This is a genomic window from Hymenobacter rubripertinctus (assembly GCF_003583925.1).
GTDB lineage: Bacteria > Bacteroidota > Bacteroidia > Cytophagales > Hymenobacteraceae > Hymenobacter > Hymenobacter rubripertinctus.
Genome location: NZ_QYCN01000018.1, coordinates 53,497 through 66,545 on the forward strand (window position 1 = coordinate 53,497; position 13,049 = coordinate 66,545).

The 13,049-nt window shown below is 60.7% G+C and carries 15 protein-coding genes; 5 read left to right on the plus strand and 10 right to left on the minus strand.

Annotated elements, in window-relative coordinates; genetic code table 11:
• Window positions 1–89 precede the first annotated feature (89 nt).
• On the plus strand, window positions 90–908 hold the full coding sequence (locus tag D0T11_RS13050) for an enoyl-ACP reductase FabI (RefSeq protein WP_119656240.1): 819 nt from the start codon (window positions 90–92) through the stop codon (window positions 906–908).
• A gap of 70 nt (window positions 909–978) precedes the next feature.
• On the opposite strand, the gene D0T11_RS13055 is transcribed toward D0T11_RS13050, so the two are convergent.
• The 8 genes from D0T11_RS13055 to D0T11_RS22130 form a co-directional block, all read right to left on the minus strand.
• On the minus strand, window positions 979–1,611 hold the full coding sequence (locus tag D0T11_RS13055) for a DUF3885 domain-containing protein (protein ID WP_119656241.1): 633 nt from the start codon (window positions 1,609–1,611) through the stop codon (window positions 979–981).
• 192 nt (window positions 1,612–1,803) lie between these two features.
• Complete coding sequence (locus tag D0T11_RS13060; protein ID WP_119656242.1) at window positions 1,804–2,505, minus strand: hypothetical protein; 702 nt, start codon at window positions 2,503–2,505, stop codon at window positions 1,804–1,806.
• Between the two features lie 187 nt (window positions 2,506–2,692).
• The gene (locus D0T11_RS13065; protein ID WP_119656243.1) at window positions 2,693–3,208 is read right to left on the minus strand and encodes a hypothetical protein; all 516 of its coding nucleotides are present in this window, start codon (window positions 3,206–3,208) and stop codon (window positions 2,693–2,695) included.
• On the minus strand, window positions 3,205–3,414 hold the full coding sequence (locus D0T11_RS13070; protein WP_119656244.1) for a hypothetical protein: 210 nt from the start codon (window positions 3,412–3,414) through the stop codon (window positions 3,205–3,207). Before D0T11_RS13070 ends, D0T11_RS13065 begins: the two co-directional genes overlap by 4 nt.
• A gap of 35 nt (window positions 3,415–3,449) precedes the next feature.
• Complete coding sequence (locus D0T11_RS22560) at window positions 3,450–3,860, minus strand: alpha/beta hydrolase family protein (protein ID WP_182888393.1); 411 nt, start codon at window positions 3,858–3,860, stop codon at window positions 3,450–3,452.
• Window positions 3,861–3,926: 66 nt separating this feature from the next.
• Window positions 3,927–4,175 (minus strand): hypothetical protein, encoded by a 249-nt coding sequence (locus D0T11_RS13085; RefSeq protein ID WP_119656246.1) that lies wholly within the window; start codon window positions 4,173–4,175, stop codon window positions 3,927–3,929.
• Between the two features lie 62 nt (window positions 4,176–4,237).
• Entirely contained in the window at window positions 4,238–5,035 is a 798-nt protein-coding gene (locus tag D0T11_RS13090; protein ID WP_119656247.1) for an alpha/beta fold hydrolase, read from the minus strand.
• Between the two features lie 300 nt (window positions 5,036–5,335).
• Window positions 5,336–5,653 carry a hypothetical protein gene (locus D0T11_RS22130; RefSeq protein ID WP_147374645.1) on the minus strand — a complete coding sequence of 106 codons (318 nt, stop codon included), beginning with the start codon at window positions 5,651–5,653 and terminating at the stop codon, window positions 5,336–5,338.
• Between the two features lie 611 nt (window positions 5,654–6,264).
• Between D0T11_RS22130 and D0T11_RS13100 the strand changes: the two genes are divergently transcribed.
• Window positions 6,265–6,711: a 3-oxoacyl-ACP synthase gene (locus tag D0T11_RS13100; RefSeq protein WP_119656249.1), complete on the plus strand. Its 447-nt coding sequence runs from the start codon at window positions 6,265–6,267 to the stop codon at window positions 6,709–6,711.
• 134 nt (window positions 6,712–6,845) lie between these two features.
• On the opposite strand, the gene D0T11_RS13105 is transcribed toward D0T11_RS13100, so the two are convergent.
• Window positions 6,846–7,331 carry a hypothetical protein gene (locus D0T11_RS13105; protein WP_147374646.1) on the minus strand — a complete coding sequence of 162 codons (486 nt, stop codon included), beginning with the start codon at window positions 7,329–7,331 and terminating at the stop codon, window positions 6,846–6,848.
• Window positions 7,332–7,493: 162 nt separating this feature from the next.
• Between D0T11_RS13105 and D0T11_RS13110 the strand changes: the two genes are divergently transcribed.
• The 3 genes from D0T11_RS13110 (at window position 7,494) to D0T11_RS13120 (ending at window position 10,859) form a co-directional block, all read left to right on the plus strand.
• Entirely contained in the window at window positions 7,494–8,669 is a 1,176-nt protein-coding gene (locus tag D0T11_RS13110) for a 1-deoxy-D-xylulose-5-phosphate reductoisomerase (RefSeq protein ID WP_119656251.1), read from the plus strand.
• A gap of 208 nt (window positions 8,670–8,877) precedes the next feature.
• A complete protein-coding gene (rseP, locus tag D0T11_RS13115; protein ID WP_119656252.1) occupies window positions 8,878–10,224 on the plus strand; it encodes an RIP metalloprotease RseP in 1,347 nt (448 codons plus the stop codon).
• Between the two features lie 128 nt (window positions 10,225–10,352).
• Window positions 10,353–10,859, plus strand: a complete 507-nt coding sequence (locus D0T11_RS13120; protein WP_147374647.1) for a DUF6702 family protein — start codon at window positions 10,353–10,355, stop codon at window positions 10,857–10,859.
• A gap of 57 nt (window positions 10,860–10,916) precedes the next feature.
• On the opposite strand, the gene D0T11_RS13125 is transcribed toward D0T11_RS13120, so the two are convergent.
• On the minus strand, window positions 10,917–12,998 hold the full coding sequence (locus D0T11_RS13125) for an OmpA family protein (RefSeq protein WP_119656254.1): 2,082 nt from the start codon (window positions 12,996–12,998) through the stop codon (window positions 10,917–10,919).
• Window positions 12,999–13,049 lie beyond the last annotated feature (51 nt).

The window sequence follows — 13,049 nt, forward strand, 5'->3', positions numbered from 1 at the left end:
TTCTCAAAGGCGGCTCAGACGCCCTCCGGCAGCTTGTTCTATAAGATGCCAGAACGAACCAACAACCAACAACGATAAACCAAAAACCAATGCCTAACCTACTCGCGGGCAAAGTCGGTATCATTTCCGGTGCGCTCAATGAAGAATCCATTGCCTGGAAAGTGGCCCTCAAAGCCCACGCCGAAGGCGCGCGCTTCGTGCTCACCAACGCCCCGCTGGCCATGCGGATGGGCGAAATCAACAAGCTCGCTGAGCAGTGCGACGCCCTGATTATCCCGGCCGACGCTACCTCGATGGAGGACCTGGAGAAGCTGTTCAGCGGCGCTCAGGAGCACCTCGGTGGCAAGCTCGACTTCGTGCTGCACAGCATTGGCATGAGCGCCAACATCCGTAAGGGCAAGCACTACGGCGAACTGAACTACGAGTGGTACCAGAAGACGCTCGACGTGTCGGCCCTCTCGTTCCACCGGATGCTGGCCGTGGCCGAGAAGCAGGACGCTTTCAACGAGTGGGGTTCGGCCGTGGCCCTGAGCTACATTGCCGCCCAGCGTGCCTTCCTCGACTACACCGACATGTCGCAGGCCAAGGCCATGCTCGAAAGCATTGCCCGCAGCTACGGCCAGCGCCTGGGCAAGCTCAAAAAAGTGCGCGTGAACACCATCTCGCAGTCGCCCACCAAAACCACGGCCGGCACCGGCATCAGCGGCTTCGATGCGTTTTTCGAGTACGCTAACCGCCTCTCGCCCCTGGGCAACGCCCCGGCCGAAGCCTGCGCCGATTACGTGGTGAGCCTGTTCTCGGACCTGACCCGCTACGTAACCATGCAGAACCTGATGCACGACGGTGGCTTCAGCACCACCGGCATCTCGGAGGAAATCGTGGAACTGATGTCGAAAGCCAATCAGTAACCCATTCTGCTTTTCAGGTAAACCACAACGCCCGGCCGGTTTGGCTGGGCGTTGTAGCGTTTTTGGGTAGCTATGAATTAATAAAAAGCTCATCTATCTTCCTCCGGTCGTAGTCGAGAATCCAGTCGTTATAGTTCTGGTAGAAAGGCCAAACCGTTTCGGGCGAGGTGCTGCTGATGACGAGGCCCCGGTCGTCGTACATGTAGAAAATCAGCCCCCGGGTTTGGTTGAAGAAGTAGAGCGGGCCGCGGATGGTGGGCCTGCCCGGGGCCGGGAAGTCAAGGCGGCTGATGGCGGCCAGTAACGCCCGGTGCGGTATGCGGGCCGCAGTTGTGGAGAAGAAGGCTTGTATCCAATGTCCCTCGTGGTAGGTGGCAGCGTTGTTGGGAACCCAGCTTTTCCGGAACGTAAGGTCGGACTTGCCAATGCCCAGCTGCCGGAACAGGTAGTTGCGGGTGCGGATGCGGCTTCGTTTGTAACGGGGCTCCTGGTACACCAGCAGCACCTCATCGGTAGGCGCGAAGGCTGCCTCGAACAGGGCAATGGCCCGATGCTCAACCTGGAGGAAGTAGCCCGCATCATCGGGCGAAAGCGCGCCCTGCAAATCGAAGCGAATCCAAACCGGGAGGTGGTAGGACAACAGGTACGAGCTGGGCGGGCTGGTGGCGTGCTGCTGAAAAAAATGGGTGAGGGAGGAAGGCATGAGCAGGTGGAAACGCAAAACACAGTCTGCCAAAACACCCCGCAGCGTACTACCTGCCACCCGCCGCGCTGGCTGCCGCGCTACTAAGCAGTGCGCCCACCCCGCCCCCGATGGGGCAGAACGGGCGCACCGGAGTCGCGGGAAATACGCGTAATCTGACAGCGGGGATGGGGGAGTTTTTGGCGAGTGGTCCTAATCTGCCGTTTCTTCAGCTACTTCCTCGGCCTGGGTGGTGGCTTCGTAGGTGTCGGCGTACTTGAAATCGTCGAGCCAGTAAGCGGAACTGACCACGTCGAAAACCAGGGAATCAGCCGTGCGCTGGGAAGGCGTGAGCTGCCAGATGATGTGGGGGGCGGAAGGGAAGCTGGCCCCGTCGAGCTGCTCGGAGAAAAGGCGCTTGAGCAAGGTGTTTTCGGGCATGCCCTGGGCCAGCAGGCGCAGCAGCGGAGCTTCGGGCTGGGTATCGAAGACGGCCAGCGAGGCGGGGTCGGCGGCCGTCAGCTTCACCTGAAACTGCACGGCTTCGGCGCGGGGGAATTTGCCGTTGTAGGCGGTGTAGAGTAGTTGAGTAGCTTTGAAAAAGCCTTCGTGCTGGCTTAGCTCGGGGTTTTCTTCCCACAGCTTTTCGGTGAGCATCTGGTGGGCCAGGTTTTCGATCTGGCCTTCGGTCAGCTCCTCCCCAAACAGATACTCCAGCACCAATTGGGCGGCCTCAGTGGGCTCCAGGTCGGTGAGGCCCATGTGGGCCATGGTTTTGAGCTCGTCGGGGGCTATTTCGTCGGGATTATCGTAACCGGTTTTAGCCAGCAGGGCTTTATAGTCGGCCGGCTGCCAGGAGTTGGGCAGCTCGGAAAGGGAATCAAAGGTGAGGCGTTCTACGGTGAACTTCAGCATGAGCAAAGGCTAGGGAGTGGGGCTGCCGCCGAGTGCGGGGCCGGTTCCGTGTACGGCCCCGGCCGCCAAACGCGCACGAAAAACCCAAAACAGTTCCTGGCTCCTGCCGTCGTCTTTTGGGCAACATGGGAACGGAGAATCATCGTGCGGCTCTACCGGGTGCCGGGATTAGTAGGCTCCGCGTGTATCAGGGCCGCAGCCACCGCGTCATGCGCGGGTACTCCTGGGTGGTCGTCAGCTCCATCCAGACCAGCAAGGGCAGCCCGATGTAGCGGCCCTGCTGGAAGTTCTCGATGAACCAGGCAGAAGCGCCCCGGTAGCCCGCCGGGTGAAATACTACTTCGGCCGGCAGGTTCAGGGCCACGCAAGCCGCGTAGCACCAGCAATGCACGGCCATTTCCTCGCCTTCCTTGCCGGGGTCGTGCTCCGTTATGTTGCCGCCCACGGCGGGCCGCTCGGCGGCAGTGCTCACGGCCAGGTGGCCGGCTTCGTGCAGAATGTCGCCGGGATAAAGCAGTTGTTGGCGGTCCACTACCAGCTGGCCCGCCCGCAGCAGCAACCCGGGCAGAAACGTATTGGTCGGCAGCGCTGCCTCGACGACGACCAGTCCGGTGACCCGCACAAAGTCCAGCAGGTAATCAATCAGGGCCGGGGTATCCTTGGGGGGAGGAGGGAGTGGTTTGGAAGTAGCAGATAACGTCATGAGCGAAAGAAAAAACGGCCCTGCTGCGCGGCGGCCAGTTCCCGAAGCAGGCGCAGGAACTCATCCGCACCGGTAGCCGCCACAAAGATAGGGTCGTGATAACAGGCCGCTACCACGTTGTAGCTAATGCCGCCCTGAGCCAGTGCCCGGGCAAAACCGGCCGTCAACCCCACCGCTTCCAGCCAAGAATGGACGGTGAGCATCATCCGGACGGCAAGATGGGAGCGGATGTATTCGGCAGTTATAGCGGCAGGTGCTCAGGAGTGGGAAGCTGGCCGCGCCGCGCCGGTTTCTTTAGAAACGAAATAAGGGCGGGGAAATAATGCTGCGGGTCGTCCCACATGGCAAAGTGGGAACCTGCGGGGCAGATGTAAACCCGGCTGTTGGGCAGCTGCTGGTGCATGGTGTCGTAGGTGAAGGCTGGAATAAAGTCGTACCGGGCGCCGAGCAGCAGCGTGGGCGTGCGGATGCCCGACAACCGGGCAGTGAAATCCCAACTGGTCAGGTACCGGAACAGCGGGGTGCAGTCGGCGCAGTTGATGTGGGCGCAGTTGATGTGGGCGCAGTTGATGTGGGCGCAGTTGATGTGGGCGCAGTTGATGTGGGCGCAGTTGCGCTGGTAGGGTTCCGGTTGTTGGGGCAGGCGCAGCATGTGGCGGTGAAAGAATTCATCCCACACCGGCTTCGTAATGAGCGGATAGAGCAGCCGCTCGTCGCGCTAACCGTCAGCGGCGGGCGCGCGCCCGCCGTTGGCGGCGGCCTGATCGCGGAGGATGTCGGCGTAGAGGCCGCAGCGGTACGCGTTGTACACGGGCGCGCTGTGGCCCATGTTTGAAATGATCAGACCACGCAGGTGGTCCAGGTATCTGGCGGCGTACTCCTGGGCCAGTAACCCGCCCCAGGAGTGAAACCATCCGCCGCACCAGGCCGCAGGGTGAGCGGAGATGCAGAAAATAACCTGGTCCATAACCACCCTGCCGGTTCGCTCTGTCTACCGCAAACGTCCCCCTGGTCAGAGGCCAGACTGCGCTAGGCGGCCATGTAGGCTTCCAGGGCTTCCAGGGTTTCGGTAGGGGCGCTCACGTGGGGGCAATGGCCGCTCACGGGCAGCGTGATCAAGCGGGCCGTTGGGAGCCGGGCTGCCAGAAAGCTGCCTACTTCCAGCGGTGCTATCAGGTCGCGGGCGCACTGCACCAGCAGGCAGGGCGTGTGGCAGCGACCCACATCGGCCCGGTTGTCGGAGAGGAACGTGACGCGGGCGAAGCGCTTGGCAATGGTCGGGTCGTTGCGGCAGAAGCTGTGCAGCAGCCCCGCCGCCAGCGCGGGCTGATCGGGGTTGCCCATGACGAAGGGCGCGAACTCATCGGCCCAGCCCACGAAGTCCTGGTCCATGAAGGCCAGCATATCCTGAATATCCTGGCGCTCGAAGCCACCATGGTAGCTGCCCTCGTTCACGTAGCAGGGCGAAGGACACAGGAAGAGAAGCTGCTCAAATAAAGCCGGCTCCGCAATGGCGGCCAGCATCCCGATCATGGCGCCCACCGAATGGCCCACCAGCGTAACGTTGCTCAAGTCCAGCTCCCGGCAGATGTCGACTACATCCTGGGCGTAGCCTTCCAGCGAACTGTATTTGGCCGGCTCGTAGGCCGTAACATCCGACATGCCCGCGCCCACATGGTCGAAGAGTACGAGGCGGAACTGCCCCGACAGGGCCGGCGTGAGGTAGTGCCAGATGGTCTGGTCGCAGCCAAACCCATTGACGAACAGCAGCGTACGGCTGCCGGAGCCCAGTACGTGCACGTCGTGGCGCTTTCTGATGTAGGTCATGAGTGAAAAGAAAAGGATCGGCTTGTGGTAGTTAATAAAGTATAAATAATATAAAAAATATTATTCAAAACAGGATGCAGTGTCAGAATGAGATAATGAGGCGGATGTAGCGCTGACCGACCGCCAGCACCGTTTTAGTCCTTCGAAAAAGAAGCCAGCCGTTCCGTTCTAGTGCCCTGGTAGTCCGGTCCTGCTGGTGACGAGTACGCTTGGAACAGCATTTTCGTGCTATTCAGATCTGGTTCCTAATCGGTTGTCCTGCCCCGGCCGCCACCCGTTCGTGCCTGGTGCAACCGCCCGTCAGCGGGGTGCGATTCGCTTCACTGGCTTCGGGATGAAGTTGCTCAGCGGCAAGACCAGCCTGAAGAGCTGCCTGGAGGAAGGGCCGGGTACCGGATTGCCGGGGCTACCGTCCGTATCCTCAAAAATGCGGCGGAGCTGATGAAAGGCGACGACAATCTGCGCTTCTTCCGGTACCTGAAAACCATCACCGAGATGGCCGCCAAAAGTGAGTATGTGTTTTTGGCGGGCAATTTCCGGCCTTGCCGAAAAGCGTAAGGGCGTGGGCTTTTGAGTTAAAAAACCGGCCGGCTTATGAGGGATAGAAGGGGTAAACAATTTTGGCCTAAACAATTTCAAATTGTTTAGGCCAAAATTGTTTACCCTTTGTATCGGGGCGGCTGTGTTCGGTTGCCTTATCCCTGGTACGGTGAGTGCAGGCGGGCCAAGCAGAACTCATTCAGGCAGTACACCATAAAAATCGGACAGGTTGGAGGCTATGGGGTTACCTATGCGGATGGCCTGGCCAACGGCGGCTGGAAAAGCTCCCTGCCGCAGAGTAACTGGATGCTTTTCGCTATTGTTGGGGAAGCTGGCCGGGAGCTGTTTTCCGAAGTGAGGGCGGAGTGCATGCGGCAGCAGCCGCTCAGTATTTGTGGCGCCGGTTTGGCGGCATCCTTGCCGGAAGGCTGGTTTGATGATGAAATTAACCGTTGCTCTGGCTTGGGACGACGAGCACCAGCAGCCATACGACTACGAGTTTGCGCCCGTAACTACAGCTCACCCCGACTTGGACGAAGGCTTTTGGTACGCGGTAACTCTGGCTCCCAACATGGCTGTCGAGCCCGTCAAGACAATCTTCTGTTTAGATTTGACCGGTACGCACCCAGCTCGCATAAATCAGCTGATAGCTCTTATCAACAGTGGTTGGCTTCCACCAGATACTGAAAATGATTAAACAACAACTCCACGCCGCCTGCCTCGCCTATGTGCAGGAGCGCCTGGCTGCCATCCAGGCCGCCATCAACGCGGCCCAGGAATCGGCCAACTCCGAAACCAAGAGCAGCGCCGGCGACAAGTACGAAACCGGCCGCGCCATGGCCCAGAACGAGCGGGACCGGAACCTGGTGCAGCTCCAGCAGGCCCGGCTGCTACTGGCCGAGCTCCAGCGCATCAACCCCGCGTTGCCCTGCAACGCGGTGCGGCCCGGCGCGCTCGTGAGTACCAGTATGGGCCATTTCTTCATCAGCATCAGTGCCGGCCAGCTCCCGTTAGACGGTACCGACTACTTCGCCGTATCGGCCGCCGCGCCGGTAGCTGCGGCCCTGGCGGGCAAGCAGGCGGGCGAAACGGCAACGTTCAACGGAAAAGCAGTGCGGGTTCTATCGGTCAGCTGAACGCCATTAGCGGGTAGCTTTCCGTTCAGAAAGCCATCCGAATCAAGCAAAAAAGGGTTCCGCACTCGATTGAGGGCAGAACTCTTTTCGTTTTTTCAGCTAACAGCTAACAGCTAACAGCTAACAGCTAACAGCTAAATTTTGAGGCCCGCTACGCCCCGGATGTTGAGGCGCACGAAGTTGCGGACGCGCTCGAAGCGGCTGCGGGCTTCGTCCAGTTCCTCGTCGGGTTCCGGCTGGCTGGGGCGGTGGGTGTTAAGGAGACTGAACACGGTTTCGGCGAGGTCCAGGTAGCCCAGAATCATGAGCAGCAGCAGTTTCTTGTCGGCTTCGGCGTAGCCTTTGGTGCGGATGGCCTTCACCAGCGTATCGAGCTGGCTGGTTTCATCCACGAACAGGTCGCGCAACACGGCCCGCTGGTGCTGGTAGTCGAGCAGCTGCTGGGGCGTGGCGGCGGAAGTAGGAAACGGAAACGTTTCGGTAAAGCGGGTGGCGGCCCGAAAGTCGGTTTCGGCGGCGTACACGGTCTGCAAGTGCTTTTGCAGGCTGGTCCAGAGGCCGGCGCGGGCTTTGTCGAAGGCGGCGGAAGCGGCGGAAGCGGCGGGGTCGGGCTGAGTCACGGGGCGGGGAAGGGCAGTGAACCCCAAAGTACGGGGTTTTGGTGCTTTGGGGGCAAAGGAAAAGGGAAGTGGCAGGAAGCCGTACTTTTACGTACGGCTCTGTCATTCCGCCCTCCGCACGATGCGCGCAATGTCGGAATGATAGTTTTCTAATTCTCCCCTATGCCCTCCGAACTCCCAAAACGCGTTACCCTGCTCGGCTCCACGGGCTCCATTGGCACCCAGGCCCTCGACGTTATCCGGTCCCAGCCCGGCCGGTTCACGCTCACGGCCCTCTCGGCCCAGTCGAATGCCGAACTGCTGGTGGCCCAGGCCCGCGAGTTCCGGCCCGCTGCCGTGGTTATCGGCGACGAAAGCAAGTACGCCCAGGTGCGCGCGGCCCTGGCCGGTCAGCCCGAAACCGAAGTGCTGGCGGGTGCCGAAGCCCTCACCGAAGTAGCCGGCCGCCCCGCTACCGACGTGGTGCTCACGGCCATGATGGGCTACGCCGGCCTGCTGCCCACGGTAGCCGCCATCCGGGCCGGGAAGGATATTGCGCTGGCCAACAAGGAAACCCTGGTGGTGGCCGGCCAGCTCATCACCGATTTGGTGCGGGAGTATGGCGTGCGCCTGCTGCCCGTCGATTCGGAGCACTCGGCTATTTTCCAGTGCCTGGTGGGGGAGGAGCAGAACCCGGTGGAGAAAATCATCCTGACGGCCTCGGGTGGGCCGTTTCGGGGGCGCAACCGCGCGCAGCTGGCGCAGGTGACCCGCGCCCAGGCCCTCAAGCACCCCAACTGGGACATGGGCGCCAAAATCACCATCGACTCCGCTTCGCTCATGAACAAGGGCCTGGAGGTGATGGAAGCCAAGTGGCTCTTCGGCCTCGGCAACGACCAGATTGACGTGGTGGTGCACCCCCAAAGCATCGTTCACTCCCTGGTCCAGTTCGAAGACGGTTCCCTGAAGGCCCAGCTCGGGCTGCCCGATATGAAGCTGCCCATTCAGTACGCGCTGGGCTACCCGCAACGCCTGGCCAATTCGTTTCCGCGCTTCAGCTTCCTCAATTACCCCCAGCTCACCTTCGAGCCGGCCGATACCGACACCTTCCGCAACCTGGCCCTGGCCTTCGAGGCCATGCGCCGGGGTGGCAACGCGCCCTGCGTCCTCAACGCGGCCAACGAAATAGCCGTGGCTGCCTTCCTGCGCGACGAAATCGGGTTCCTGGAAATGTCGGACGTGGTAGAAACCAGCCTCGCGCGGGTTTCGTACCTTGCCACCCCAAGTCTGAACGACTACGTGCTGACCGACCAGGAGACGCGCCGCGTGGCCGCCGACCTCATCGGCGCCCGCGCCTGACACGCTGGCCGGATTCGGGCGAACCCCCGGCCCCGGCGCGTTGTTTGATTGGGCACTGTCTATAGAACTGTCATCCTGAGCGGAGCGAAAAATCTTATTCCGTTGATACGAAGCGTAACAACGATGCACGTACGGGCGGGAGGAGTTCTTTCTCTCCGCTCAGCATGACAGTCGATTCCCCCTTTATCACCCCTTCACCCTACTACCTTTGGAAGGACTAATCATGGCCGGCAACCTGTTGCTGGGCCTTTCGCTCCTGGTTGGCCTGCACGAGTTCGGACACTTCGCGGCCGCCAAATACTTCAAAATCCGGGTCGATAAGTTTTACATCTTCTTCGACTTCTTATTTCCGCTGCCCGGGGTGATGAACTTCGCCCTGTTCAAAAAGAAAATCGGCGACACGGAATATGGCCTGGGCTGGTTCCCACTGGGCGGCTACGTGGCCATTCACGGCATGATCGACGAAACCCAGGACGCTGATAGCCTGGCCTCCGAGCCCGCTCCCGACGAGTTCCGGTCGAAGCCGGCCTGGCAGCGCCTGATTGTGATGCTGGGCGGTATCATCATGAATGTCATTACCGGCATCGTCATTTTCTCCCTGCTCACGTTCAGCTACGGTCAAAGCTTTCTGCCCTCTTCGGAAGTGCGCTTCGGCGTGGTGCCCAACGAGCTGGGCAAGGAAATGGGCTTCCGCCAGGGCGACAAAATCGTGAAAATCAACGGCCGCCCCTTCGACGATTTCAGCGACGTGTACAGCCCCGACGTGATTCTGGGCTCCAACGCCTACTACACCGTCGACCGGGCCGGTCAACTCGTGGATGTGCCCGTGCCCAACAACTTCATGGACCGCCTCGCCGACGAAGGTGAGCAGCGTTTCGTGCAGCCCCTCGACCCCTTCGTGGTCGACCAAGTGGTGTCGGGCAGCCCGGCTTCCAAAGCCGGCCTCCAGCCCAACGACCGGATTCTGACCGTGGGCAGCCAGCCGATTCAGTTCTTCCCCGAGCTGCAAAAGGCCCTCAAGGACCACGCGGGTAAGCCCGTGGCCGTGCAGGTAGAGCGCAGCAGCCAGCCCGTTACACTCCAGGTAAAAGTGGACGACGACGGCAAAATCGGCTTCCTGCCCAAGTCCTTGCTCAAATACGAGACACGCAACTACAACCTGCTTGAAGCGGTGCCCGTGGGCACCAGGCAGGCGTTCGGGGTAGTCACGACCCAGATGAAGGCCTTCGGGAAGATTTTCCGGGGCGAGGCCAAGTTGAGCAAGTCGTTGGGTGGTCCCATCGAAATTGCCCAGCAGTACGGCGGCAAGTGGGACTGGCTGCGGTTCTGGACGCTTACCGGGATGCTCTCGATGGTGCTGGCCTTCATGAACCTGCTGCCCATTCCGGCCCTCGACGGCGGCCACGTTATTTTCCTGCTCTACGAAATGATTGCCGGCCGCAAACCGTCGGATGCGTTCATGGAAAATGCCCAGAAAGTAGGCATGATGCTGATTCTGGGCCTGATGGCCTTCACGCTCATCATCAATCCGCTGCTCAAGCACTTCGCCAATTAGGCTACCTTATCTTGGGTGATTGATCTAAAAAGCCGTGCTATCCGTTTGGGGTGGCACGGCTTTTTCGGTAGTAGTTTCACCTGCTGCGAGACACCGCGCGCAGTACTCGCCTTAATTGCCTGGCCTTCATGTCTATCCGACGAATTCTGCCTCCGCTGACCGTATTGCTGCTGCTCAGCCTTGCGGCCTGGGCTCACACCTACCACGCCAGCATCCTGGAGATGCGCTTCAACCCCGGAAAGCAACGGCTGGAAATGGCCCTCAAAGTATTTACCGACGACCTGGAAAAGGACCTTTCCCAAAACCAGCCCGCCCCCATACGCACCGACCAACTAACCCGCGCCCAGCTCGACCCGCTGCTGCTGAACCTGCTGCGGCGCGAAGTGCAATTCAGCATCCGGCCGGGTGCGGCGGCGCTGCCGCTTACGCTGGTCGGCCTGCAAAAGGAGTCCGAGGCCTACTGGCTCTACTTCACCGCCCCGCTGCCCGCCGCCACCACCGGCGTCACGCTGCGCCACCAGCTCCTGCTGGCCCTCTTCCCCGACCAGATGAACATCGTCAACCTCACCGCCAACGGCCAGAAACAAAGCTTTCTGTTCCGCAACGGCGAGGAAACGCAGCAGTTGAAGTGGTAGCGGTGAACGGGTGAATGGATGACCGTTCTTTTCACCTATCCATTCCCGCATTCACCGCTACCATCCGTCGCCGCCGGTGGGTTGGGGTTCGGGCTTGCCGGGGGCGGCGGGCTTGGTGCCGGGGAAGGGGTCGGCTTTGAACGGTTCGTCGTTGTCGCCGCCGTCGGGCTTGAGCAAGCGGAACTCTACCCGGCGGTTGGTGCGGGCATCTTCCTTGGTCCGCTCATCTTCCCGGAGCGGCTTTTCGCTGCCGTAGCCCATGCTTTCGATGCGGTTGGGCGGTAGCTTGCCCTTCTGCTCAATGTAGCGCCGGATGGCCTCGGCCCGGTCCTGGGAAAGGGTCAGGTTGAAATCGGGGTCGCCCTTGCTGTCGGTATGCCCCGAAATGTTGAGCCGGAAGGTAGGGTGGTCGACCATGAACACGGCAATGCGGTCCAGAATCGGGTGCATGCTGGCCCGGATGGTGGCCTTGTCCTGGTCGAACTCAATGTTTTTGAACACCAGCGGCAGCTTGTAGTCGATGGCGTTGGTCATGAGCTTCAGCACGGTGTCGCCCTGGAGGGCGAAGCTCTTTTCCACGCTGAAAAAGTCGGGGCTCTGAATCAGCATCACGTAGTGGGAACCCTCCATCAGGTCGAAATCAAACGACCCGTCGTCGCGTAGGTACTTGCTGGCCACCTCAATGCCGTTGTCGGTATCAATGATGCTCACGATGCCGTTGAGCGGCCGACGGCTTACCGAGTCGATGAGGGAGCCCTCGACGTGGGTGGTGGCCGTAGGCTGAGCCTCCATCGGCAGCGGAAAGGAGTAGAGGTCCAGGTTCTTCAGGTCCTTCTGCTCGGAGCGGGCGTAGTACAGGTTTTTGGAGTCGGCATCAATGGTGAAGTAGTACTCCGAACCCTTGCCGTTGACGAGCGGCCCAATGTTGATGGGTTCCTGCCAGCGGCCCCGCACCCGGTACGTTTTGTAGATGTCGAAGTCGCCGAAATTGAGTAGCTGACCCCGGGAGCTGAAGTAGAGCACGTGGTAGAGCGGGTGGTAGAAGGGGCTCACCTCACTCTCGCGGGTGTTCACGACCGGCCCCATATTCTGGGCGCGGCTCCACTCGCCGTTCTTCTGCTTCACCGTAAACCAGATATCCGACAGTCCGAAGCCGCCGAGCCGGTCGGAGGCGAAATACAGCGTATCCTCGCCCGGCGACAGGGTGGGCTGCGAGTCCCAGGCCCCGGAGTTGACGTTGGGGCCCAGGGTCTTAGGCATGGTCCACTTGCCGTCCTTGAAGTTGGACACGTACAGGTCGCAGTTGCCGTGGCAGGTGGGGCACTCGCAGCGGGTGAAGTAGAGCGTGGTGCCATCCTTGCTGATGCAGGCCGAGCCCTCGTTGTAGGGCGAGTTGATGGGCTTGGGTAGGGGTTCCGCCTCGGTCCAGAGGCCGTTTTCGCGGCGCGACTGGTACAAGTCCTCGTCGGTCACGTTGTTGAGGCCGCGGGTTTTGCGCTTCGAGGAGAAGATGAGCAGGTCGGCGTCGGCGTTCAGAGTGGGGCCGTAGTCCTCCCGTTTGGAATTGATGGCGTCGCCCATGCTGGTGTACACGCCTTTGGGTGGGCGGAACGTGGCAATGTTCTTCCGGTATTCCACCAGGTCGTAGTACGTTTTCAGGGGCACGTAGAGCACCGTGTCGCGGTGTTCGAGCGAGTCGTAGTACTGCTGTACCTTGCTCAAGCCCTGGCGGCGGTGCTTAAGGGCGAGGCGGTAGTAGGCCTTGGCCCGCTCGGGGTTGCCGGTTTTGTCCCAGAGCTGGCCCAGGTGCCAGAGCATGGGCGTGTCGCGGTAGAAATTTTCGATGCCGAACTGGCCCACGTAGAGTTCCAGCAGGTTGCGGGCGGCGGGCCAGTTCTTGCGCTTTTCAGCCTTTTGAATAGCCCGCAACGCCTTTTTATCCCGGAAATACGCCACCCGGTTCACGTTCGGAAACAGGGGCGTGGCATCAAGGCGGGTGCGCATTTGCCGGATTACCTTGGCCGAGAGCTTGCGCTGGGAATTGGGGAGGGTAGTTTTCTGCTGGGCGCGCACGGTGGCTGGCAGACCCAGGGTCAGCAGGAGCCCGCAGAAGAGCAATAGACGAAAAAAACGGGGCATAACGACAATAGGGCACTAGGGCGGTGGGGAACCGGCAAGCATCAAAAATAG